25 protein-coding genes and 1 riboswitch are annotated in these 23800 nt (G+C 42.7%); of the genes, 12 read left to right on the forward strand and 13 right to left on the reverse strand.

Annotation, left to right across the window (positions count from 1 at the left end; genetic code table 11):
• Positions 1 to 65: 65 nt before the first annotated feature.
• The 8 genes from V7K76_RS16955 to V7K76_RS16990 form a co-directional block, all read right to left on the reverse strand.
• Positions 66 to 1064, reverse strand: coding sequence for an ABC transporter permease subunit (locus tag V7K76_RS16955; protein WP_334778544.1), 999 nt, complete (start codon positions 1062 to 1064; stop codon positions 66 to 68).
• Positions 1061 to 2617 (reverse strand): sugar ABC transporter ATP-binding protein, encoded by a 1557-nt coding sequence (locus V7K76_RS16960; RefSeq protein WP_334778545.1) that lies wholly within the window; start codon positions 2615 to 2617, stop codon positions 1061 to 1063. Before V7K76_RS16960 ends, V7K76_RS16955 begins: the two co-directional genes overlap by 4 nt.
• 456 nt (positions 2618 to 3073) lie before the next feature.
• Positions 3074 to 4123, reverse strand: a complete 1050-nt coding sequence (locus V7K76_RS16965; RefSeq protein WP_334778583.1) for an ABC transporter substrate-binding protein — start codon at positions 4121 to 4123, stop codon at positions 3074 to 3076.
• 146 nt (positions 4124 to 4269) lie between these two features.
• The gene (locus tag V7K76_RS16970; RefSeq protein WP_334778546.1) at positions 4270 to 5271 is read right to left on the reverse strand and encodes an ABC transporter substrate-binding protein; all 1002 of its coding nucleotides are present in this window, start codon (positions 5269 to 5271) and stop codon (positions 4270 to 4272) included.
• 1072 nt (positions 5272 to 6343) lie between these two features.
• Complete coding sequence (locus V7K76_RS16975; RefSeq protein ID WP_334952446.1) at positions 6344 to 7240, reverse strand: inositol oxygenase family protein; 897 nt, start codon at positions 7238 to 7240, stop codon at positions 6344 to 6346.
• A 116-nt stretch (positions 7241 to 7356) separates the two neighbouring features.
• A complete protein-coding gene (locus tag V7K76_RS16980; RefSeq protein WP_334778548.1) occupies positions 7357 to 7506 on the reverse strand; it encodes a hypothetical protein in 150 nt (49 codons plus the stop codon).
• Positions 7507 to 7890: 384 nt separating this feature from the next.
• Positions 7891 to 8214: a DUF1815 family protein gene (locus V7K76_RS16985; protein ID WP_334778549.1), complete on the reverse strand. Its 324-nt coding sequence runs from the start codon at positions 8212 to 8214 to the stop codon at positions 7891 to 7893.
• Positions 8215 to 8352: 138 nt separating this feature from the next.
• The gene (locus V7K76_RS16990; protein WP_334778550.1) at positions 8353 to 8838 is read right to left on the reverse strand and encodes a gluconokinase; all 486 of its coding nucleotides are present in this window, start codon (positions 8836 to 8838) and stop codon (positions 8353 to 8355) included.
• Between the two features lie 192 nt (positions 8839 to 9030).
• Between V7K76_RS16990 and V7K76_RS16995 the strand changes: the two genes are divergently transcribed.
• The 5 genes from V7K76_RS16995 to tmk all read left to right on the forward strand — a co-directional run bounded on the left by V7K76_RS16995 (position 9031) and on the right by tmk (position 14665).
• Entirely contained in the window at positions 9031 to 10059 is a 1029-nt protein-coding gene (locus tag V7K76_RS16995; RefSeq protein ID WP_334778551.1) for a LacI family DNA-binding transcriptional regulator, read from the forward strand.
• A gap of 194 nt (positions 10060 to 10253) precedes the next feature.
• Positions 10254 to 11681 carry a glucuronate isomerase gene (gene uxaC / locus V7K76_RS17000; protein ID WP_334778552.1) on the forward strand — a complete coding sequence of 476 codons (1428 nt, stop codon included), beginning with the start codon at positions 10254 to 10256 and terminating at the stop codon, positions 11679 to 11681.
• Between the two features lie 56 nt (positions 11682 to 11737).
• A complete protein-coding gene (locus V7K76_RS17005; protein ID WP_334778553.1) occupies positions 11738 to 12574 on the forward strand; it encodes an SDR family oxidoreductase in 837 nt (278 codons plus the stop codon).
• A 2-nt stretch (positions 12575 to 12576) separates the two neighbouring features.
• A complete protein-coding gene (locus tag V7K76_RS17010; RefSeq protein ID WP_334778554.1) occupies positions 12577 to 13860 on the forward strand; it encodes a lactate racemase domain-containing protein in 1284 nt (427 codons plus the stop codon).
• Positions 13861 to 14029: 169 nt separating this feature from the next.
• Entirely contained in the window at positions 14030 to 14665 is a 636-nt protein-coding gene (tmk, locus tag V7K76_RS17015; RefSeq protein WP_334778555.1) for a dTMP kinase, read from the forward strand.
• A gap of 109 nt (positions 14666 to 14774) precedes the next feature.
• On the opposite strand, the gene V7K76_RS17020 is transcribed toward tmk, so the two are convergent.
• From V7K76_RS17020 to V7K76_RS17035, 4 genes are all read right to left on the reverse strand, one after another.
• Positions 14775 to 14969 (reverse strand): hypothetical protein, encoded by a 195-nt coding sequence (locus V7K76_RS17020; RefSeq protein WP_334778556.1) that lies wholly within the window; start codon positions 14967 to 14969, stop codon positions 14775 to 14777.
• A gap of 249 nt (positions 14970 to 15218) precedes the next feature.
• The gene (locus V7K76_RS17025) at positions 15219 to 15407 is read right to left on the reverse strand and encodes a hypothetical protein (protein ID WP_094353117.1); all 189 of its coding nucleotides are present in this window, start codon (positions 15405 to 15407) and stop codon (positions 15219 to 15221) included.
• A 77-nt stretch (positions 15408 to 15484) separates the two neighbouring features.
• On the reverse strand, positions 15485 to 15676 hold the full coding sequence (locus V7K76_RS17030) for a hypothetical protein (protein ID WP_334952442.1): 192 nt from the start codon (positions 15674 to 15676) through the stop codon (positions 15485 to 15487).
• 28 nt (positions 15677 to 15704) lie between these two features.
• Positions 15705 to 15893 (reverse strand): hypothetical protein, encoded by a 189-nt coding sequence (locus tag V7K76_RS17035; protein ID WP_292750468.1) that lies wholly within the window; start codon positions 15891 to 15893, stop codon positions 15705 to 15707.
• Between the two features lie 128 nt (positions 15894 to 16021).
• On the opposite strand from V7K76_RS17035, the gene V7K76_RS17040 reads away from it, so the two are divergent.
• The 5 genes from V7K76_RS17040 to V7K76_RS17060 all read left to right on the forward strand — a co-directional run bounded on the left by V7K76_RS17040 (position 16022) and on the right by V7K76_RS17060 (position 20735).
• Positions 16022 to 16399, forward strand: a complete 378-nt coding sequence (locus V7K76_RS17040) for a hypothetical protein (protein WP_334778558.1) — start codon at positions 16022 to 16024, stop codon at positions 16397 to 16399.
• 245 nt (positions 16400 to 16644) lie between these two features.
• Positions 16645 to 16728: riboswitch (adenosylcobalamin-variant (AdoCbl-variant) riboswitch) on the forward strand.
• A gap of 1 nt (position 16729) precedes the next feature.
• Entirely contained in the window at positions 16730 to 18337 is a 1608-nt protein-coding gene (gene cobG, locus V7K76_RS17045; RefSeq protein WP_442936779.1) for a precorrin-3B synthase, read from the forward strand.
• Positions 18338 to 18469: 132 nt separating this feature from the next.
• Positions 18470 to 19096 (forward strand): precorrin-8X methylmutase, encoded by a 627-nt coding sequence (locus V7K76_RS17050; RefSeq protein ID WP_334778561.1) that lies wholly within the window; start codon positions 18470 to 18472, stop codon positions 19094 to 19096.
• A 2-nt stretch (positions 19097 to 19098) separates the two neighbouring features.
• Positions 19099 to 19803: a precorrin-2 C(20)-methyltransferase gene (locus tag V7K76_RS17055; protein ID WP_334778562.1), complete on the forward strand. Its 705-nt coding sequence runs from the start codon at positions 19099 to 19101 to the stop codon at positions 19801 to 19803.
• Between the two features lie 536 nt (positions 19804 to 20339).
• A complete protein-coding gene (locus tag V7K76_RS17060) occupies positions 20340 to 20735 on the forward strand; it encodes a hypothetical protein (protein WP_334778563.1) in 396 nt (131 codons plus the stop codon).
• A gap of 76 nt (positions 20736 to 20811) precedes the next feature.
• Here the strand turns inward: V7K76_RS17060 and V7K76_RS17065 are convergent, their stop codons facing one another.
• Positions 20812 to 20943: a hypothetical protein gene (locus V7K76_RS17065; RefSeq protein WP_334778564.1), complete on the reverse strand. Its 132-nt coding sequence runs from the start codon at positions 20941 to 20943 to the stop codon at positions 20812 to 20814.
• A gap of 163 nt (positions 20944 to 21106) precedes the next feature.
• Here V7K76_RS17065 and V7K76_RS17070 point away from each other — a divergent pair, with 163 nt between their 5' ends.
• Entirely contained in the window at positions 21107 to 21547 is a 441-nt protein-coding gene (locus V7K76_RS17070; RefSeq protein ID WP_334778565.1) for a DUF2127 domain-containing protein, read from the forward strand.
• Between the two features lie 691 nt (positions 21548 to 22238).
• On the forward strand, positions 22239 to 23645 hold the full coding sequence (locus V7K76_RS17075; RefSeq protein WP_334778566.1) for a lysophospholipid acyltransferase family protein: 1407 nt from the start codon (positions 22239 to 22241) through the stop codon (positions 23643 to 23645).
• Positions 23646 to 23800: the final 155 nt, after the last annotated feature.

Here is a 23800-nt window from a genome sequence, read left to right on the forward strand (position 1 = left end):
CTGAGTGCTGAGTGCTGAGTTAAGAGTTTTGTTTATCTCCCTCAGTCCCCAGTACCCAGTCCCTTTTATCGTCTAGAACGTCTGCGTAACCGATCGATCATTACTGCCAAAATAATTACTAGTCCTTTGACGACTAGTTGCCAGAAGTAAGATAGGTTCAACAAGGTTAAACCGTTGTTGAGAATCGCAATAATCAATGCACCTAGAAGTGTGCCGCCAATAGTACCAATACCACCTGTAAAGCTGGTTCCACCTAAAATGACAGCTGCGATCGCATCTAATTCATAACCCTGACCTAATACGCCACTGGCACTATAAAGACGGCTGGCGCTCATGATTCCTCCTAAGCCTGCCAGTAATCCGCTAATACCATAGACGAATAGCAACACCCGATTAACTTTAATCCCAGTTAATCTCGCTGCCCGTTCGTTACCACCAACGGCATATATCTGCACTCCTAAAACAGTTTGCCGCAGGACAAACCAGCTAGCAATTACCGTTAGTAGCGCAATGATTACTAGCCACGGCAGAGGGCCGATATAACTATTACCCACCCAAGCAAAATTGATGTCCCGGTTAATCAGCGTTGTCCCCTTGGCAATTAAAAAGGCCACACCCCGCAAGGCGGTAAGTGAACCCAAGGTGACAATAAAAGGTGGTACATCCAAAAAGGTAATAAGCGCACCGTTAAGTAAACCTAAAAGCAATCCTGCCAGCAAGGCAGCAGGTACAGCCGCCCAACTTAAAGCCGGCAGTAGCGATACTAGCAATGCAACTACGGCAGAAACGGCTAAGATTGACCCAACGGAAAGGTCAATACCGCCGGTGAGAATTACAAAGGTCATTCCTGTTGCCAGCACAATATTGATTGATGCCTGACGCAAGATATTGACGATGTTACCGCCGGTGAGGAAGTTGGGAGAAAGGAATGCAAATAAGATGCAGATAATTACTAAGATTGGCAGAATACCCGCAACTTCCAACAGAGTGCCGATTGATTTCCGGTTGCGGGATGCGGGATTGTTGCCTAATTTATTGGCAGGCGGTCTGACTGTCTGACTCATGATGCTAATACCTCCGATGCTCCTGTTGCGTAGTGCATAATCTTTTCTTGGGTGATTTCTTTGCCAAGACTGCCATCCAGTTCGCCTACCAGCTGTCCTTCTCGCATCACTAAGACGCGATCGCTCATGCCGACAATCTCCGATAGTTCGCTGGAAACCATTAAAATAGCAACCCCTTGTGCTGCTAATTCGCTCATAATTCGGTAAATTTCACTTTTGGCACCGATATCTACGCCGCGTGTCGGCTCATCTAACATCAGTACTCTGGGCTTAATAGCTAACCAACGCGCTAGCAGTAGCTTCTGCTGATTACCACCAGAAAGATCCAATGCTCTAATTTCCAAATTGGCTAGGCGGATATTAAAGTTTTCTACCGCATCTGTTGATAGCCGATTCACTGAAGCCCAGTTAACAATTCCAGCCCTTGCATCCTGTTTGAGTGTGTTGATAGCAATATTCTTGCGGGCGCTCATTTCCAGAAATAAACCTTGGTCTTTGCGGTCTTCGGGGACGTAGCCAATTCCGGCGGCGATCGCATCACTGGGCGTATTAATTTCCAGTTTTTGGCCGTTCAAGAATACTTCACCACTAGCCTTACGGTCAGCACCAAAAATCAGCCGGGATAGTTCTGTGCGTCCAGCACCAACCAACCCCGCTAAACCGAGAATTTCTCCAGCATGAAGTTCAAAACTAGTCGGCTCAATCTTCTGACGCGCATCGCTCATATTTCTGACTGATAGCACGACGGGGCCAGGATTCATTTGCCGTTGATGTTCGTAAAAGTCCTGCATGGAGCGACCGACCATCATCTGCACCAATCGCTGTGGAGAAATTTCGCTGCGTGTCAAACTACCAATATATTGACCATCGCGCAACACACTAATCCGGTCAGCTAGCGCATAGATTTCTTCCATCCGATGGCTGATGTAAATAATAGCAATGCCATCACGCCGCAGTTTGCGAATTACCTCAAATAAATGGTCGCTCTCACGGTCAGACAATGCTGCTGTTGGCTCATCCATCACCAGAACGCGGCTTTTATCTTTCAGCGCCCTGGCAATTTCCACTTGCTGCTGTTCGGCGATGGACAAAGTACCAACTATCGTCTGGGCAGTAAAATTGGCTCCCAGGCTTTCCAATACTTCCTCTGCTTCTAATTGCATCGCTTTGCGGTCTAAAAGCTGACCTCGCCGCAACTCGCTACCCATAAACATATTTTCGGTAACGGTTAAATTCGGTGCAACATTCAGTTCTTGATAAATCAGATTAATACCCGACTTGCGTGCTGTCGCCGGATCGGTAATTTTCAAGGGTTGACCATTGATGCGAATTTCTCCTTCATCAGCAATGTAAGCCCCAGCCAGGATTTTCATCAATGTGCTTTTGCCTGCTCCATTTTCACCCATGAGGGCATGAACTTCTCCCGGATAAATGGTGAGATTAACATTTTGGAGCGCAGATACACCATGAAATCTTTTTGTAATTCCTTGCATCTCTAACACTGGGGTGCTAGTTGGTGCATCAGAAAGTGAGGTTTCAATATTTGTTGTCATGAGCAAAACCTGTAAAAACTATTTAAAATTTGCGAAGGTGAATTAGCAATTAATAAACTCATATTTTATTGACCGCAAAATCATGTTTTAAAAGCTGACTAGGAGTTTTAAAGAGATATTTTCATCCTCTGTTGTTAACATTAGTTCACAGAGATTGCTGGGAGAGTCTGAGTGCTAGAAATGCACAATCAGACTCTCCGCTGATGCACATACATAGCGGTTCTTGGTTGCAGTACATAGAGTTTTGACCTCTCTCCAAACCTCTCCCCTTTTAGGGGAGAGGCTTTGAGTCTTACTCCCCTTCCCTTGCAGGGAAGGGGCTGGGGGTTAGGTTTTGTATTAATTTAAGTGAAAACCGCCAGACATTTTAGGTATGTGCAAAAACTTTACAAAGGCAGCAGATGATTCACATCAAAAGACATAAGCTTTCAACTGCAAATTTACAATTTTTATTACTTACCAGCCTTTTTCTGTGCTGACGTTATCTTTCGTGATCAACTTAACTGGTATTAGGATGGTTGAATTACTTGGTTTTTTCCCATTTAAGATGTCGTTGCCAACTTGAACTGCTTTTTCGGCCATCCCTCGCGGATTTTGAGTAGCAGTTGCCGCATATATACCATCTTTAGCTGCGATCGCAGTTATTGCTTCTGGCGCACCATCAACCCCGACAATAAAGAAGTCTTTACGTTGTGCTTGGTTAGCTGCTAGTTCTGCGCCGACTCCACTCGGATCGTTGATAGCAAAAACCGCATCAATCTTTGGAAATGTTGTCAGCAAATCAGTCATAACTCTGAGTCCTCCATCCCGGCTACCCTCTGCATTTTGGTTTTTGGAGAGGATTTTGATATCAGGATATTTGGACAATACATTCTCGCAGCCACTAACTCGCTGAATCACCGAGTCCACCGGCGGGCCGTTAACTATGACTACATTGCCTTTACCTTTGAGGCGGTCAGCAATATACTTGCAACCAACTTCTCCAGCTTGGACATTATTAGTGGTAATAGTGGCATCTACACCCCCTTCTGCACCTGTGTCTACTGCAATGACAATTCTACCTGCTTGTTTTGCTTTTTCAATTGCTGGCTTAATGCCACTTTTATCAGCAGCATTGACGATAATGATGTCAGTATTGGAAGCAGTGAAATTTTCAATTTGATTGCTTTGTTGGTTGAGGTCATAGGCACTGGAAACTACGGTAACATTGACATCCTTACCGCCGATTTTTTTCGCTTCTGCCTCAGTTGCTTGTCCCATAAGGACGAAGAAGGGATTACTTAAATCACCAACAGTAAAGGCAACTGATTTTAATTTTCCATTCCCAGTGGCGGTTTGAGTCTCTGCACTGGTATTGGTAGCAGGTTTAGTATCAGTGTTAGTAGCCGTGCTATCGGGAGAATCATTTGTACAGCCAATAAGACTGCCACTCATGATACCTAGTAGGCTAGCTGCGATTACGCGAAGCGTAACACCAGAGGTGAACGTAATCTTTTTCACATTCATATATTTCCTAGAAGTCATTTTTACTTACACCAAATTTGAAAACGATGTATTAAAAAAACAGGATCGAGTATTGCAATCTTCCTGTATCAAGTCTTTTTCCGTATCTTGTAATTACGAATTACGAATTACGAATTACGAATTACAAATTACCAGCCTTTGTAGCTGCTGAGGTTCTCTCTAGTAACCAAGTTGACTGGAATCAGAATATTTGGTGACTCAGGTTTTTTACCCTGGATGATATCGTTGCCAATCTGAACTGCTTTTTGGGCCATCCCTGCGGGATTTTGAGCAGCAGTTGCAGCAAATACACCGTCTTTATCCTCCATTGCTTTGGTTGCATCTGGCGATCCATCAACCCCAACAATAAAAAATTCTTTACGTTTTGCTTGTCTCGCTGCTAAATCTGCGCCGACACCGCTTTGGTCGTTGGTGGCAAAAACGGCATCAATTTTGGGAAAGGTTGTCAGCAAATCACTCATGACTCTCAATCCTCCATCCCTTGTCCCTTCGGCGTTTTGGTCTTTAGAGATCAGTTTGATATTAGGATATTTGGACAATGATTTCTCACAGCCACTCACTCGCTGATTGATTGAGTCCATTGGCGTACCGTTGAGGATGACTACACTACCTTGACCTTTGAGGCGATCGCCAATATATTGGCAAGCAACCTCACCAGCTTGGATATTGTTGGAACTAATCATTGCATCTACATCTGCATCAACGGCTGAATCTACTGCAATCACAACTCTACCTGCAAGCCTTGCTTGGTCAATTACGGGTTTAACTCCTTTTTTATCAACAGCGCTAAGGATAATTAAATCAGTCTTCGCAGCAGTAAAGTTTTCGATTTGGTTGCTTTGTTGGTTCAGATCAAAAGCACTGGAAACCGCATTAACTCTGATATTACCCCCGATTTTCTGGGCTTCTGTCTCAGCGCCATTCTGCACTGCATTATAGAAGGGATTGCCTAAGTCACCCAAAGCAACGCCGATTGTTTGCAATTTTTTATTTGGATTACTAAGACTCTCTGCACTTATATTAGTAGCCTTCTTAGTATTATTAGTAGCAGTGTCGCTATTTGAAGCGCCATTTGTGCAACCAACAACCGCGAAACCTAATATGCCAACTATCAGCGTAATTCTCTTCATATTCATCTATTTCTAACAACGTATTTAAATTTGATAAAGGTCAGCAGAATATGAACTAGGTCTGAAAACTTTAGACCTGCTTAGTGATGTTACTAGATTTTGGAATTTCAACTCCAAAGGTCTTCTAATTTCAATACGGTTCGTTAAGGGCTACTGGCAACAATTTTGGGTTTTCGAGACGCGATAAATCGCCGTCTCTACAAGTGTTTTGTTGCTCTATCTGAACTGTATTGCTTCTAATCTGACCCAATTGGAGTTATTACTGTTAGTTTCACGAAACTAGATGTTTTGTTTTTAAAGCAAAGCCATGAACATTACACTACTTCAAATAATCACATTATTTTCTGGCGAAAATAATTCAGTAGTGCGTAGTCTGAAAACAGCTTTTACGTGAAACTGCCAAAAATTAGTTTTATTAAACTTGTAAATCTTATTTGTTTTGACTTGTCTCATTTTATATCGCTCCAGTGAAAAAATTAATTTTGTTTATTGAACTTTACAAACAAAAAAGAGTTGAAATCTCTCTACATAACCTAAAGTCTTCATTGCAAAGCATCTGCATAAATTCGCCTATTCAAATTTTTGTTCAATGTTAAAGTTTTTAACAGTTCTCAATCAATACCCTTCAAAAAGATATTGTTATAGTAGGGAAATCTTTGACTGTGAATGCCAGATTTTGAGAAATGTAAATATCTTTTAATTAGATTTTTTAAATTAACTCAAATCTGCTTGGCAAGCGTATTTATTTGTTATCAAACAGAATTCAGGAGTCAGAATTCAGTTGGGTATTCTGTATGACTGGTGGATAGTGCAGTGTTAGCGAGTCTGCGAGGGTGCATCCCAGTTTTTATTATTCGATGAAATAATAAAATTTAACATGTCATTGCGAGGAACGAAGCAATCGCAACGCCTGGGATTGCTTCGTCGTCCCTCCTCGCAATGACATAAGATTGTTAGATTTTGAAAAAGTGGGATGCTCCCGTCTGCGATAGCGTAGCGGTAGCGAGTATTCGATCGGCGTGTCTTGATTCTGACTCCTGAATTCTGACTCCTGAATTCTTCTTCAAGCAGCTTAAAACTTTAACGTTGCGGGTAAATATTTAGCCACCAAATCTTCATAGTATGGTTTTAATTTCTGCCAATCAGGAGGAATAGGGTTTTTTGAATACAAATCGTAGGGATTAAATAACTTCACCCATTTAAACATTTCTTTATCATGTTTATCCATCAAATGTTCATAAGCATTTTCACGATGTTGAGGATAAAATGAGTGATAGCGAAGCATATACAATGCAGGTTCGGGCAAATAGTTTTTCATCATCTGATAAAAATACTCATCATGCCCCCATGACATGTGTATATTACTCAATCCACAGTTAGGCTCATAAATGCCATATTTAGTGTTGTAGTCGGGGTTCTGATAATCAGGATTTTCTTTGAAGAATTCGGAGAAAACAATTTTATCAGAAAATGCACAACCTACAGGATAAGTATCGCCAACAGTAGCCCATTGAGACTCACCAAACAGACAAAGTACTTTCCCCATATCGTGAAAGAAGCCAGTAAGTACCATCCAGTCAGGATGACTATCGGCGCGAATGGCTTCTGATGTTTGCAATAGATGCTGTAATTGATCCATGTCTGTATCAGGATCGGAATCATCAACCAATTGATTCAAAAATTCGACCGCATCCCAAACAGACATTTCTTTTTTATCAAACTTCAAAAATTCTTTTTCTTTCTGAAGTACAAAATCATACGTTTGATTAATATGATTTAACCGATAAAACTCTTTTACCGTATCTCTAATAGTCGTTTCGTAATTTCTGTATTCTTCAGTGGCTTTACCTTCTTTAACTATGTTTTCTGGATCGGGATAGCGATTCAGTAAGTCTTCTTCCCATTCTTCTAAGGAATGTAAGGGATTTTTTTGAACTTGAGCAACTACATGATTTAGAGTTTGCGACATATTTTCTTACTTGTTGATTTGTTAAATAATACTTTTACATTCCTTTTATGCACAGGTGTGCAAGACCTTTATTAGACTTATTCTTTAATTCTTGCACACGTGTGCAAGAATATGTGTTAAGTTTCTTTTCGTCTTTGGATGCCTGTGCATGATTGACTGGTGAGAGTTGTCACCGCTTCATCTACAAATACATGGGTAGAGGGGCGTTGCTGATTGCGTGAAAAATAATTTTGCGTTATTTCAAAATCCTTGTAGAGACGTTGCATTGCAACGTCTCTACATCCAAATTCATACCTCGACTCAGCAACACTGGGTAGACTCATGTCTTGCATCTAGCCCTGGCGATTAGAAATCGCGGCTATACAAACAAAGTCCGCCTACGCGGACTAATGCAAAATCAAGGTTTTCAACCCGCGCAGGCGGGTTTTGCCTGTGTAGCCGGGACTTCCAGTGTAAGAGTGCAAGATATCAGGTAGAGGCGTACAAATGTACGTCTCTATGTTGGATAGATTTTTGAAAATGGCATGATTATCGGTTTATGCACACGTGTACATAAACCTTGTTAAAAATATAAGTTTATCTTTTGTCTTACACACGTGTGCATAAACTATGCTAATTTTTTTGTAGAATTCAGCCAAGGGAGTCGTTAATTATTTTATTAATTGTATAGCTGTCGAATACTTGACAAGATTAGCTAACTCTTGCAGTTGGTTTATTGCTTCTGCACCTTCCAACTTCATTAATTCGCGATCGTCCCACAATTCCATCCAAGTAATCCCGTAATCAGAGACTAAAAATCGAATCAGGTGCTTTTCTCTGAGGCTAACCATAAATGAAGCACTCTTCATTTGGTCGCCGCATGTATAACATGACGCAGTGTAACCACGCCGTTCAAGTACAATTGTCAAGGCTTGCAGGCTCATTACCAAGTCTTGGACGAATTCTCGATGTTGTTGCGCTAGTCTTAAAAACACTAGTTTTCTCCTACCACTCTTCTTAATGTGGTTGCTTTGATATCTCTTTAGACTTACATCTGATGTGATTTAGTTGCCAAAAGTTCATGTTTTCGTAGATACGTGATTAATCTTAATATTACGGTTGTCACCGATAAGCTAGATTTCCAAAGCCGCTCTAATATTTTGGACAATTATCTGGGGTGGCTGTGCAACATCAATACATAGAGCGTCTAATGGTTCTTCAAGAGTATAAAACTGGCTGTCGAGTAGTTTTTCACTCATGTAATGATTGCTACGCTCTTGCAACCGCATTTGAATCAACTCATAAGACCCTTTGAGGTAAACTAGTTTGATGCAAACGCTATCCAATACCAAAAATTGCCGATAGCTATCTTTTAAAGCGGAACACGCCAACACCACATTTTTATTTTCTTGTAGCCAGTGTTTAATAGCTGTTTGCAAATCTTGTAACCAAGGTATCCTATCAGCTTCACTCAGAGGGATAGCACACCGCATTTTCTCAATATTCTCTGGCGAGTGGAAAGAATCAGCGTCGCTAAACTCCCAGTCTAAGGAGTCTGCTAGCAGTTTTCCGATGGTAGTTTTCCCAGAACCAGATACACCCATTACGATAATAATCATTTTTTTCTTAATAAAAGTTTAACTAATTCCTAATTTGTAGTTGTAATTATGAACAGAGGTAAAAGTCAGGACTTTTAACTCCTTTCCATCTAAAATGTGAGTTGTATTAAAATCTCTTGACAAATAACGATTATTTTCTATAATACATACAAAATGCACACGTGTGCAATATTTAAAAGCTAAGATAAAATAATGAATAAACGAAGAATTTCCATTGAAGATATTGCCCGCAGGGCAGGCGTTTCTCATTCTACCGTTTCACGTGCTTTGCGAGATAATGCTCTAATTAGCCCGAAAGTGCGAGAAGAAATTAAGCGACTGGCGCAGGAAATGAGCTATGTGCCGAATGCTATTGCTCAAAGCTTGCAAAATAAACGTACTAATACCATTGGTGTGGTAGTAACTTCAATTTCAGATCCTTTTTTTGCAGAGGTAGTAGAGGGAATCGAGAAGATAGCCAGACCAGCAGGCTTGAGTGTTTTATTGAGTGCTTCACACCGAGATTTTGATCAGGAAATGGCAGCTATTGATACTTTTCATCGCCGCAGGGTGGATGGGATCTTAGTAGCCGACTCACGAATTAGTAAGCAGCATATCAAGCAACTCACACAAATTGCTGTGCCAACGGTTCTGATTAATAGCCAGACCGAAGATCAATCGGAAATATTTCACTCAGTAGAAATAGACGATCGCTTAGGTGCTAAGTTAGCTACAGAGCATCTAATTAGTCTGGGACATACTGCCATTGGTTATCTGGGTGTAGGCGATCGCAGTAGATCAAACCAGCAGCGCCTAGAAGGATATCAAATGGCACTTGCGGAAGCTGGTATTCCACAAAATACTGATTGGGTTTCAATTAGTGATGAATATAATATCAGAAGAAGCGATGTTGCCACTGGGCAAAATATGCTTGCTAAACTATTGGCTGCGGAAGTTACAGGCATCTTTTGTTACAACGATATGGTAGCAGTTGGCGCTCTGTTAGCTTGCCGAGAATTAGGTATTTTAGTACCGCGAAATTTAAGTCTGGTCGGATTTGATGGTATTGCTTTGGGCAATTACGTTACGCCGGCGCTGACCACAGTTAGTCAGCCAATGTTAGAAATTGGTGGCTATGCCATGCAAATGTTACTCGATTTAATAGAAGAAAAAACTGTGGAAAACCGTGTTTTATCTCCTTTTTTAGTAGAGCGTGGTAGTAGTACTAAATTAATTAAATAATTTCATGAAAAGAAGTGAGGTTTAAAACCTCGCCCGCAAGTGGCGCGAAAGAATCATTGTTTCCCAAGGTAGGTAGAAACCCCACCCCTTGTGGGTGGCTGTCTTTAATTTTGAATTTTGAATTTTGAATTTTGAATTGATTCATCATTCTTATTTGCACTCAGCAACACTAAAAACTTTAATCGGACAAAAATATGTTAACCAAAAAACCGAGTTTATCTCCCGATCGCTGCTTTTCTCCAGAACCAGTTCAAAGACGACTAGCCCATCAATTTTTTGACAGCATATCTGCGTTACCTCTAGTTTGTCCACACGGACACGTAGATCCAGCTTTGTTAGCTAATCCCGCAGCCCGTTTTGGTTCACCAACGGATTTACTGATTATCCCTGACCACTACCTTTTGCGGATGCTATACAGTCAGGGCGTATCTCTGCAAGCTTTGGGCATACCTACTAATGATGGTTCACCAGTAGAAACCGATCACCGCAAAATTTGGCAATTGTTCGCTGACCATTTTTATCTATTCCAGGGTACTCCCTCTGGGTTGTGGCTGAAAGAGGAACTAACTAACGTCTTTGGGGTGGATGAGCCTTTAAATTCTCGCAATGCAAGATATATTTATGATTGTCTAGAAGGTTTGTTAGCTTTACCTGAGTTTTCCCCTCGTGCTTTATTCAAACGCTTTAATATCGAAGTGCTTTGTACTACCGATGCCGCCAGTGATAACCTAGAGAATCAGCGATCGCTCCACGAAGAAGGTTTTACTCAAATTAGACCAACTTTTCGTCCCGATGCAGTGGTTAATCTGGATGCTCCTGGTTGGCGGGAAAATCTTAGCAAGTTAGAAAGCAGTATCGGTAGAGAAATTAACACTTATGCCAATTTTGTGCAAGCTTTAGAAGAACGTCGAGCTTTCTTTAAAAAAATGGGCGCGACAGCTACCGATCAAGGTGCAGCTACACCTTATACTACACGTCTTTCTGACCAAGAAGCTGAAGCTATCTTTGCAAGAGCATTAACCAGCAAGCTGAATCCAGGGGATGTCGAAAATTTTACCGGTCATATTTTCATGGAAATGGCGCGGATGAGTGTAGAAGATGGCTTGGTAATGCAAATGCATTGCGGTGTGATGCGTAACCATAACCCGGCTTTATTTGAGAGATTTGGAGCTGATAAAGGTGCTGATATTCCCATAAAAATAGAGTGGACTCAAAATCTGCGTCCGTTGTTGTCAGCTTATGGTAACGATCCGTGCTTCCATTTAATCATTTTTGGTATGGATGAAAGCGCTTATAGCCGCGAGATGGCTCCGTTAGCTGGTCATTATCCTACTGTATTGCTTGGGCCGCCTTGGTGGTTTCATGACAGCCTAAATGGTATGGAGCGTTATTTCAATCAGGTAATGGAAACTGCGGGAATTTATAATACTGCTGGATTTAATGATGATACGCGGGCTTTTGTTTCGATTCCGGCTCGTCATAATGTTTGGCGGCGGGTAGCTTGTAATTGGTTGGCTGGATTGGTTGCACGGGGGTTGGTTGAGGAGGAAGAAGGGTATGAAATGGCTCGTGCTTTGGCTTATGACCTCGCTAAGGTTGCTTATAAGTTTGAGGGGAATTGAAAACGCAAAGGGGCGCGGAGGGAAGCGCAGAGGTACGCAGAGAGGGGGAATGGGTGATGGCTGAGTTGATTTTGAGTAAACTTTTTAGTTTGAAGGAGCGGGTTGCGGTAGTTACTGGTGGTTCTGGTGTGCTTGGTGGGGCTATGGCAAGGGGTTTGGCTCTAGCGGGAGCGCGAGTTGTTGTTTTGGGTCGCAATGAAGTTAGGGCGGGGGCGGTGGTGGCTGAGATTACTGCTAATGGTGGAGAAAGTATTGCTGTGGTAGCCGATGTTAGCGATCGCTCCCAATTAGAAATCGCTAGGGATGTTATTATACAGCGTTGGGGTGAAATAGATATCTTGGTAAATATGGCTGGTGGTAATATTCCGGCTGCCACAATTACTGCTGATGCGACTATTTTTGATATGCCACATGCAGCTTTTGAGGAAGTAGTTAGCCTCAACTTAGTTGGGACTCTCCTACCTTGTCAGGTTTTTGGTCAAGCAATGGTGGAAAGAAGTCAACCCCACGGTTGCATTATCAATATTTCTTCTATGTCTGCCATTCGGGTGATTAGTCGGGTGGTTGGCTACTCAGCGGCTAAGGCTGGGATAGATAACTTTACTCGCTGGTTAGCCGTAGAACTCGCCCAAAAGTATGGTGATGGAATGCGAGTAAATGCGATCGCACCAGGTTTTTTTATTGGCGAACAAAATCGAGATTTACTCCTAAATTCCGATGGTAGCTTGACCGTTCGCGGGCAAAAAATCATTGACCATACCCCTGCCGGACGTTTCGGAAAACCAGATGAATTACTTAGCACCTTGATTTGGTTATGTAGTGCTGGTTCTAGTTTTGTTAACGGGGTAGTCGTGCCGGTAGATGGTGGATTTAGTATCTACAGTGGAGTTTAATCATGTATTCACTAGCCGTAAATAACGGGACACTTTCAGATGAGCAAGTTTCTGGGCTAGTTCATCAAGCTTTAGCAGACCCAAAGTTAGATGGACAGCGCATCTTGGTGTTAATTCCAGATAGTACCCGCACTGCTCCCATCCCGCAAATGTTTCGATTGCTTCATCAAGAGTTGAGTAAAAGGGTAGCGGCTTTGGATTTTTTAATTGCCCTGGGTACACATAATCCCATGAGTGAAGAACAAATCAATCACTTGGTAGGAGTAACATCGGAGGAGCGAGAGACAACTTTTAAAAAAAATCGCATCTTTAACCACCTTTGGAATAATCCAGATACCTTTATTTCCTGTGGAGTAATTTCGGCAGACGAGATAGCAGAAATTAGTAGTGGAATGCTGCATCAGAAAGTTGATGTGCGGATTAATAAGCTGGTAACAGAATACGATTTGATTGTAATTTGTGGCCCAGTTTTCCCCCATGAAGTTGTCGGTTTTTCTGGTGGAAATAAATATTTTTTCCCTGGTATTGGTGGTCAAGAAGTAATTAATCTCTCCCACTGGTTAGGTGCTTTAATCACCTGTTATGAAATTATTGGCACGCTGGGAATAACACCAGTCCGGCGTTTGATTAACCGAGCCGCTAACCTGATTTCTACGCCAAAACTTTGTTTAGCGATGGTAGTCGCACCGAAAACAAATCAGCTAGCTGGACTCTATATAGATCAACCAGAGTCAGCCTGGGAAGATGCTGCAAAATTATCAGCTAAACTGCATATTAAATATGTAGATCGGCCTTTTAAACAAGTGCTTTCAGTCATGCCCCAAATGTATGATGACATCTGGACAGCAGCTAAAGGAATGTACAAGCTAGAGCCAGTAGTAGCTGACGGAGGCGAAGTAATTATATATGCTCCTCACATTACCGAGTTTAGCTATACACACGGCGAAATTTTATCCGAAGTTGGCTATCATGTGCGGGATTACTTTCTCAAACAGTGGCATAAATTTCAAGACTATCCTGCTGGAGTGCTGGCCCATAGTACTCACTTAAAAGGGATGGGTACTTTTGATCCGATAGAAGGAGAACAAGCGCGGATTCGTGTTACTTTAGCTACTGGCATTTCTGCTGAACGCTGTGCTGCTCATAACTTAAACTATCGTGATCCGGCTACTATTCAACCGACAGAATGGGCTAATCGAGAGGATGAAGGCATTTTACTTGTGCCGAAGGCTGGCGAGATACTATACCGTCTCAGTTACGGCAATTTTCAGGCAACTAAATCGTAGTTTTCGAGTTTTAAAGACGCGATAAATCGCCGTCTCTACAAGTGTTTTGGTCTTATCTGAACTGTATTGAATCATAAACTGCAATTGCGATCGCAGTTTAATATTTTACACTTCGCGTTATTCTTGATCAAACGTCAGCGAATCAGTTTATTGCAGCGAACAAAAAAGCATGGGTGGCAAATTAATTGTATTTGAAGGGGTGGAAGGCTGTGGCAAAACCAGCCAAATGCAGCTTTGTTCTGAGTGGTTGGAAAGTCTCGGTGTTTCTGTGGTGGTAACTCGTGAACCAGGGGGAACAGAGTTAGGTGTACATCTTCGGCGCTTGCTACTAGAAAAGTCAGAAGATAAACCAGTTGCAGAAGTGACAGAACTCTTATTGTATGCTGCTGACCGATCGCAACACGTTGAACAAGAACTCAAACCAAATCTCGCAGCTGGGAAATATATTTTATGCGATCGCTACACTGACTCTACCATTGCCTACCAAGGATATGGTCGCGGTCTGAACATCAGTTTAATCAATCAGCTGAACAATATTGCTACTGGTGGTTTAGAAAGCGATCTAACTATTTGGCTAGATGTCGATGTCGAAGTCGGACTTTCCCGCAAACTCTCAGACCAAGTAGGATTAGACCGCATTGAACAAGAAGCGATCGCTTTTCATCGCCGCGTTCAGCAAGGATATGCACATTTAGCAGCATCCCATCCCTCACGAATTGTTCGGGTAGATGGCAGCTTGAGTAAAGAAGCTGTACAAGAGGTAATTCAAGGAATTTTGCGCGTACATCTGCACTTGACGAGGTAGTAGCGTGACAAGGCGAAAATGTTGCAATAAATTTTCTTGTGGGGCGGGTATCTTACCCGCCACGGACGGGCGATACGCCCATCCCCCAAGAATTTTCTAATGCACTATTTTAGCCTTGCCACGCCAGTAGGTTGGGTGGAGCGGAGCGCAACCCAACATATATCAGGATGTTGGCTTTGGCAAAGCCTCCAACGCCACTTGCTACAACGCTCTTAACCCGCGCAACGCAGTGCATTGGTGTCAACTTAACGTGAAACCGCTTGTTCGCCGGGAATTGAAATTCCCGTATAATAGCGAAAGTCATCTGAAGATGACTAAATATCGCCAAAAATCTCCAGTCTACTTCAGTAGACTTTAGCCTACTAGCCCGGAAATTTATTTTTGAAGTAATAAGTAATGGGTATTACTTATTACTCATTACTCATTTATTTATTTCCGGGCGGGCATGGAAGCCAACAGTTAAGCTATTTCCAGCTTAAGTTGACACCAATGAACGCAGTGGCTCCCCAACCTACAATTTTTTTGCAACTCTACTAAACTCCAACAACTTTTACTACTTCCCTTTTTTCTCATCCAGTGCTTTCTGAATAGCTTCTCTGCAAAACTCAGGAGGGTCGTCTTGTGCCTTTACCTCCTCCTTCATTTTTTCGGTGACACGAAAATTAAGATTTTGTGTTAGCGGTTCTTCTCTATCAGACTTAAGTGGTTTTAAATTTTCTGGATTACCTTTAGGGTTAGGCATTGTTGAGAGATGTAAATATAGCTTGAACGATACGTGAACATATAGATAGAGTTTTAAATCGGTGGTGTTCGCGTCTGTCAAAACAGTTCACCACCGATACCACTCATAGCCAAAGGGTTTGCTGTAGGCATCGCCTGAAATGATCCTTGCCTTTTAGATGAACTCGTAGGAAAGTACTTTTTAAAACTTCGTTTCCAGCCGGAGGCTGGAAATGCTGCTCCTGGTGGCTCTGCCGCCAGTAAGAGAGGCGAAGCCTCAACGAAGAGCATTCCCAGTCGGAGACTGGGAACGAGGCAACTACTTCCCTTTTTTCTCATCCAGTGCTTTTTGAATAGCTTCTCTGCAAAACTCAGGAGGGTCGTCTTGTTGCTGCACTTCCTCTTTCATTGTCTTAGTGATACGTAAATTTAATCTTTCGGTTAATGGTTCTTCTCTGTCTGTAGTGAACGGTTTTAGATTCTCTGGCTTGCCCTTGTTCTTAGTCATTTGTATAGAAATATAAATAATAATATTTACCACATGCCTACCAGTGGAAAATATTTAATTGGTGGATGTTCACCCTGGTAAAGTTTGCATCCACCGATACCACTTTTACAAATGGGTAATTCTATTTTATGTTCACAAGGTCAGAACTCGAAATCAAAACCACTGCTGAATTGAGAGACTTATGCAGGCGTTACGGATTAAAGTCTACTGGGAATGGAGGGTACAAGACTAGTTGGATTGTTACCTTGATGGCATTTCCCCAGATAGCACTCTCTCAATTAAGGCAAGGAAGAGGGTTAAAATCACCAGGCTTCAGTGTTATTCAATTCCTCGAAGGAATCGTAGATGAGATGAACTCCCCCACTGATGAACAAGCGGCACTAATTCGGATAACTTTAGAAGGCAAGGCTATGAGCTATCCTGACCGATACGACCAAGAGAGTTTATTGAACTTGCACAAAGCTAAAATGCACCTTGAGATGGCTATCGGACTGCTAAATCAGTAAATCAATCAATTTACGAGCCGAAAGTAGTTAGTCCCTAGCAACCTAAAGCTGGGGACTTTTTCTATGTCCTACATAGCCAAAGGGTTTGCTGTAGGCATCGCCTGAAATGATCCTTACGATCGCACTAGCCTTAACACAGCAGTAGATAAGCTCAGGTAAAATTTATGGCTATAGTAATGTAAGATGATTATCTGGATGATGTCTGGTTGATATCCATAACCTAAACAAAATCTAAATTACTAAAGCTGAGAGTTGGGAAACTCCGGTGAAATTCCGGGACTGTGCCGCAGCTGTGATGGGATCGCCCAAGTCAGAATGCCAACTCTCAGGATGTCCTCAAGACACACTCACCGTCTACTCCCTGCGTTGCACGGGGAAGGAGTTCTAAATTTGCTTTCTGGATTTGCCACTTGTCCCGGCTTGTTTTATGCTACACCCGCCGCAGATGGTATATTATCTCGCGTTAGAATACCAGGCGGAATTATTAGTAGTCAGCAGTGCCGTGCGATCGCAGATATAGCAGATCAGCATGGTGGCGGCTATATAGACGTGACTAATCGAGCTAACCTACAAATTCGTGAAATCCGCACAGGGATAAATGCTGAGGTTCTGAAGTACCTACAGATGATGGGATTGGGTTCTAGCAATACTCTTGTAGACCACATCCGCAATATTATGACCAGTCCAACTGCTGGTATCGATCCCCAAGAATTAATCGACACTCGCCCTTTTGTCCAAGGTTGGGATAGTTATATTGCAGCACACCCGGCGCTTTCGGGACTGTCGGCAAAATTTAGCGTTTGCTTTGATGGTGGTGGGATAATTCGGGTGTGCGATCGCTTGAATGATATCACCTTTGCAGCTGTCTTAGTTGATGATCATGTTTATTTTCGCCTCTATCTCAGTGTTGGCGAGAAGGGTCAACCGCCCAGTAATACGGGAATTTTGCTATCACCAGAGCAATGTTTACCCGTCTTGGCAGCTTTGACGGATGTCTATCTAACTCATAGTCATATTACGAGTAAGCGGCGGCTACGTCTCTTAGAGTTATTGAACACCTTGGGTTGTGAAAATTATCTCCAGGAAGTTGAACAGCGTCTATCTTTCCCGCTTTTGTACAGTGAAAAAAGAAAAGACCTAACCCCCCGACCCCCTTCCCTGCAAGGGAAGGGGGAGAAATTCTCCCCTCTCCTTGTAGGAGAGGGGTTGGGGGAGCGGCCAGATGCGAAATATCAGCATATTGGCATCCATCCCCAACGTCAGCCAGGCTTATTTTACCTTGGTGTCGTCTTGCCCCTTAGGCGGTTGGAGAGTAGACAGATAAGGTGTTTAGCAGATTTAGCAGCAAAATACGGCAGTGGAACTCTCAGGCTAACCCCTTGGCAAAATTTGCTCCTTACAGATATTCCTCAGCAATGGGTTGCTGATGTCCAAAGTGAAATTGCTTTCTTAGGATTAGATTTCTCTGCAACCAACATCAAGAGTTCATTAGTTGCCTGTTCTGGAAAAAAGGGTTGCGCCGCTTCTGCCACAGACACTAAAAGTCATGCGTTGGCATTAGCAGAGTATCTGGAAACTCGTGTTACTCTCGATTCCCCAGTTAATATCCACTTTAGCGGCTGCGAAAAGTCTTGTGCCCAGCATAGCAAAAGTGATATTACTCTCCTGGGTGTCAGCATTGAGACTGATAATCAAACTGTAGAGGGCTATCACATTTATGTTGGTGACAACAAGCAGAAATTCGGACATAAACTATATCAATATGTAACTTTTGCCGAACTACCTGCATTAATAGAGCAGATGCTATATGTATATAAAATTCAACGCTTAAATTCTGATGAGTCCTTTGGGGAATTTGCTAATCGATATCCACTAGCCCAATTACAGCAGTTATTTAATAAATACTTAGAAGATATAAGCACAGATAAATACAGATGATTGATTCCTCCGTTTCTCTTACTCTGTGTTCTCTGCGCCTCTGCGGTTAATTAAATTAGATATTCTTCTAGTGAAAAGAAAGTATCTATAATTAACCAACAAATCAATCCAAAATTTAAAATCCAAAATTGAATGCCCGATTACATCCGAGATGCCAACGAAATTTACCGCAATTCCTTTGCAATCATCCGGTCAGAAGCAAACCTAGATGTGCTACCGTCAGATGTAGCAAAAGTTGCCGTGCGTCTGATTCACGCCTGTGGAATGACGGATATTGTCACAGACTTGGGATATTCACCAACAGCAGTACAATCCGCAAGGACAGCACTGGCAGCAGGAGCGCCAATTCTCTGCGATTGCCGAATGGTTGCCGATGGCGTTACCAGACGGCGGTTGTCTGCAAACAATCAAGTTATCTGCACTCTCAACGAGCCAGAAGTGCCAGAACTTGCTCAGAGTATGGGCACTACAAGGTCGGCGGCAGCTTTAGAATTATGGCGATCGCACCTCGAAGGATCGGTAATCGCAATTGGCAATGCCCCCACAGCCCTATTCCGACTGTTAGAAATGCTCGATGAAGGAATGCCCAAACCTGCGATTATCCTGGGCTTTCCAGTGGGGTTTGTCGGTGCAGCCGAATCGAAAGCAGCATTGGCAGCAGACAGCAGGAATGTACCATTTTTAACCTTACACGGTCGGCGCGGTGGAAGTGCGATCGCGGCAGCAGCAGTAAACGCCCTGGCAACGGAGGAAGAATGAATATGCAACCCAAAGGTCGTCTTTATGGAATTGGTGTCGGCCCAGGCGATCCAGAACTATTGACTCTAAAAGCGCTGCGGCTATTACGTGCGGCTCCTGTGGTAGCTTATCAATCAGCCACAGATAAACAAAGTATCGCTAGAGCGATCGTAGCGCAGTATCTTCCTGGCAATCAAATCGAGGTGCTATTTCACCTCCCCCGCGCTTTGGAACCAGAAAAGGCAAAATCTATTTATGACCAGGAAATTCAACCAATCGCCAACCATTTAGCCGCCGGTCGAGATGTCGTGGTGCTGTGCGAGGGCGATCCATTTTTCTATGGTTCCTTCATGTACCTGTTCACGCGGTTATGTGACCAATACGAAACAGAAGTTGTCCCCGGAGTTTCCTCACTGATGGCTTGTCCAGTAGCTTTGGGTGTACCTTTCACCTATTACACCGATATCCTCACAGTTCTACCCGCCCCATTGCCAGCAGAAGAACTAACCACACATCTACTGATGACTGATGCCGCCGCGATTATGAAACTAGGTCGTCACTTTACCAAAGTACGAGACATCCTGCACAAATTAGGGCTAGCATCACGGGCGAGATATATTGAGCGGGCATCAACATCACAGCAACGCATCATTCCCCTAGATGAAGTTGATCCAGCCGAAGTACCTTATTTCTCAATGATTGTGATCCCTACTAAGAATAGATTATAGTGTGACTTGAAGAAGATTCTGGCCAGGTTGTCCTACCCCTGATAACCCAGAATTTATTTTCTCCGTTTTAACCTTGATGGGGACGGCAGTCGGAAGATTACCTGTCAGCGTTCTGGGTTATCGTTAGCGATCGCTACCTCCGATGCGATCTCGATGCATGTTAACAAGCGATCGCAGCATAACTTAGTCGTTTGCCTTGGAATGTGAACAAGAATTATTTAAAGACGGTCAGTAGACAACGAGATATTTGGGGTGTGGATTGGTCTATTTTCACTCAGAAAATCGTGTTTGAGTCAATCATCAACATTCAGTAGACCAATTTCTCTCGCTTAGGTGATGTCAAAGTCAAGCAATACAATATATGAAAACAGTTGACATACAGAAATCCTATGGTTTGATTTAGTTAATTTGTTCTCAGATGATTGGCATAGTCTCATCTAATACTTTTCATAACTGAGATATGCCTTTTGTTAGAAGGATAATCACTTTTTTATAGTTAATGTTTATTTGTACTTCAAAAAAACAAGCTAATTGGCATGACAAATTTGATTTCTCGGACTATTAGTCACATCAGTTCCTTGCTTAAAGGACTTCAGACAAAAAGTTTGTTGGCTGTTGTCCTAGCTGGTTTTGTAATGCTGACAACGAATGTTGGTTATGGGCACAACGACAAAGCCTTAGGTGAAAGAGTTCGCGAACAGGTACAGCAAGATGATTCTCAAAGACCAAAAACAATAGGCGAGTGGAATAAAGAAGCTCGTGAAACGGAAGGTTCTCCTGGAAAACGACTTCAAAAAATTGGTGAAGAGTCAGCAGAAGCCTTTAAACAATTCGGATCTGGGTATGTAGAAGGCGCTCAAAAAACTGCTAGTGATGTAGGGGAAAGTGCAGCGCAGACAGGCAAAGATATCTCTAAGCAAGTTCGACGCTAAATAGCGTTGCTACACTCTATTGGTAGCTATTAAGCTAGGTGTCAACTGAAGGTAAAAGCCAGTCTAGAACAAGCTTTTAGACATATATCTCGTTTCCCGCCTCTAGCGGGAAACGAGGTTTATCATTGCGAGGGGAGCGCAGCAATCCCAAAGCTTTGCGATCGCTACCCTGTGGGTTCTCCAAAGGAGTACATCCACTTCGTTGCATACCCTGCTGGAAGGCTTACGCCAACGCAATGACATATTGTCAGTGATTTAAGGAATATGCAAAGGTGAGATGCTTCCATCAACTCCTGCTACAATAAGCGTCTGAGTTGGCATAATCCAAAGCCAGCTAATTAATTTTTGACTTAATATACTTAGGGGGTTGTTTGGAAAAGCGTCCATTGGGGTTAGTGGCAATTGTTCTTTATAAATCATTTGCCGCCTTGCTGCTTATGGTTACTTCGATTGCTTTATTATTGACATTAAAAAATTATCAAACTCTAGAGATATTTTCAGACGACTATGTTTTAGAAAGTAAATCGATAATTATTGATTGGGTTTTAAGGAAAGTTACTAATTTAAATCCTAGAACTCTAGCATTTAGTGGTATTGGATCAGGAATCTATGCTATCGTTACGGCTATTGAAGCCGTTGGTTTATGGTACGAAAAGCGTTGGGCACACGTCTTGGTATTGGTGCTTGTCGGTATCAGTATTCCACCAGAGATTTATGAATTAATTCGGGGAATATCTCTGATAAAAGTATTGGTTTTTGTATTGAATTTAGCTGTATTTGGCTATTTACTCCGAAATTTTCCTAAACATTAAAACTAATTTTTTATGTTAACAAAAATGAACGAGGCTGAAACTCTCCTGACTTGAAAGTGCTGAGTGCTGAGTAGTGAGTGCTGAGTGCTGAGTGCTGAGTGCTGAGTAGTGAGTGATGGAGATGAAGGAGAAATAGGAGAAATAACTCCTGCCCCCTGACTTGAAAGTGCTGAGTGCTGAGTGCTGAGTAAAAATACTAGTTCCCAGTCCCCAGTCCCCAGTTATACTGCGAACGGGTAACAACGAGACTTTTTAAAAAATGGCTATAAGCTTGGCACAAACAAGCTTTTGGCGATTATTCAAAAGTCAAGTTCTCAGCCGTTTTTAGTATATTCTTTCATTCAAAGCTGTGAAACTTGTTTCATCAGGACTGCCTCCTGCCTTATCCCAACGACCGAATGGCACTAAGAAAAGCCCAAAAGCCTGTGTAGCCTCGTTCCCAGCCTGGAGGCTTGTGAATGTATTCCGAGAGGCTCCGCCTCTGGTCAAGAAAGAGGAGGCGGAGCCTCCCAGAATGGGTTCCCAGCCTGGAGGCTAGGAACCAGTCAGCGCAAGGGCTGTATCTTAACTTAGTGGCATTCTCCCAACAACCTTATGGGGATTGAAATGTTTGACGACAAGAGGCTACGGGTTTACACAAAACCAAGACCCCACGTTGTACAATCGCTAGAAATACAATCGGGAGAGCGACTTGCCTAGATCGATTCAGTCTACTCAACCACCACTAAAATTTATTCCCCAACGGTTGAACCTGCTGGTACTCCAGATTGTTAGGTGGTTATTGCCGATCGCACTACGGTTTCGTACTCGCTCTTGGCTACCGGCTGGGATTGTCAAAATTGAAGCCAAGAATGTTGAGGTATTAGCTGAACTTTATCAACAATTCCAGGCTGGAAAAATTCGCCTTTTGTTGGCATTTCGCCACCCAGAGGTAGAAGATCCCCTCTGTATGCTGTATTTGCTTTCTCGCATTGTACCAAAAGTTGCTCGTCAAAAAGGGATTACACTACCATCCCTAGTCCACAGCTATTTTCTTTACGATCGCGGTATGACAGTTTGGGCGGGAAAGTGGTTAGGTTGGCTGTTTTCTCGGCTGGGAGGTGTGCCGGTTCATCGCGGTAGGCGACTAGATCGGCAAGCGATCCAAACTGCACGGGAGTTGTTTGCTAATGGCGAACTACCGATCGCAGTAGCACCAGAAGGCGGTACTAATGGTCATAGTGGTATTGTTAGCCCCTTGGAACCTGGTGTTGCTCAAATGGGTTTCTGGTGTGTAGAAGATTTACAAAAAGCTAACCGGACTGAGACTGTAATCATTGTGCCGATCGCTATCCAATATAGTTACGTTGAGCCACCTTGGTCTAAAATAGATTGGCTATTGAGTCAGTTGGAAGCTGATAGCGGCTTGAAAGTTTTGGAAATTGATTCGGGTAATCGCGAAGAGATTTACTATCAACGCCTCTGTAGGTTGGCTGAATATCTGATTAGCGAGATGGAAGAATTTTATCGTCGCTTCTATCATCAAGACATCCCCAAAACCATCTCAATTGATGAATCTGCTAATACTAATCAGATATTAATTGCCCGACTTCATCATTTACTAGATAAGGCTTTACAAGTTACCGAGCAATATTTTGAAGTTCAAGGACAGGGTAATTTTATTGACCGTTGTCGCCGCTTAGAAGAGGCTGGCTGGAGTTACATTTACCGAGAAGATTTGCCAGATATTAATGCTTTAGCACCCTTCAAACGCGGTTTAGCAGACTGGATTGCAGAGGAAGCAGACTTGCGAATGCGACACATGCGGATAGTGGAAAGTTTTGTTGCAGTCACAGCTACTTATATTCAAGAAAAACCAACGGCGGAACGATTTGCAGAAACAGCTTTGCTTGTATTCGATATGCTTTCTAGAATTCAAGATACAACACTTCCAGGACGACCTCGGTTAGGTCTGCGACAGGCACAAATCACCGTGGGGAAGCCAATTTCAGTTACAGAACGCTCTCGCAATTGTCAGGGCGATCGCCTGGCGGCTAAACAAGCTGTGAGCGATTTGAAAAAAGATTTGCAAATCGCTTTAGAGAAGATGATTAGTTGAAGAAGAATTCAGAATTCAGAATCAAGATGCTCGTGACTGAACAAGGCAAAAGTAAAAAGTAAAAAGTAAAAAGTAAAAAGTAAAAAGGTAAAAGAAAGAAAAAATTGCTTTGTTGGGGAGCCACTGCGTTGCGCGGGTTAAGAGCGTTGTAGCAA

The sequence above is a fragment of the Nostoc sp. genome, assembly GCF_036917975.1.
Classification (GTDB): Bacteria; Cyanobacteriota; Cyanobacteriia; order Cyanobacteriales; family Nostocaceae; genus Nostoc.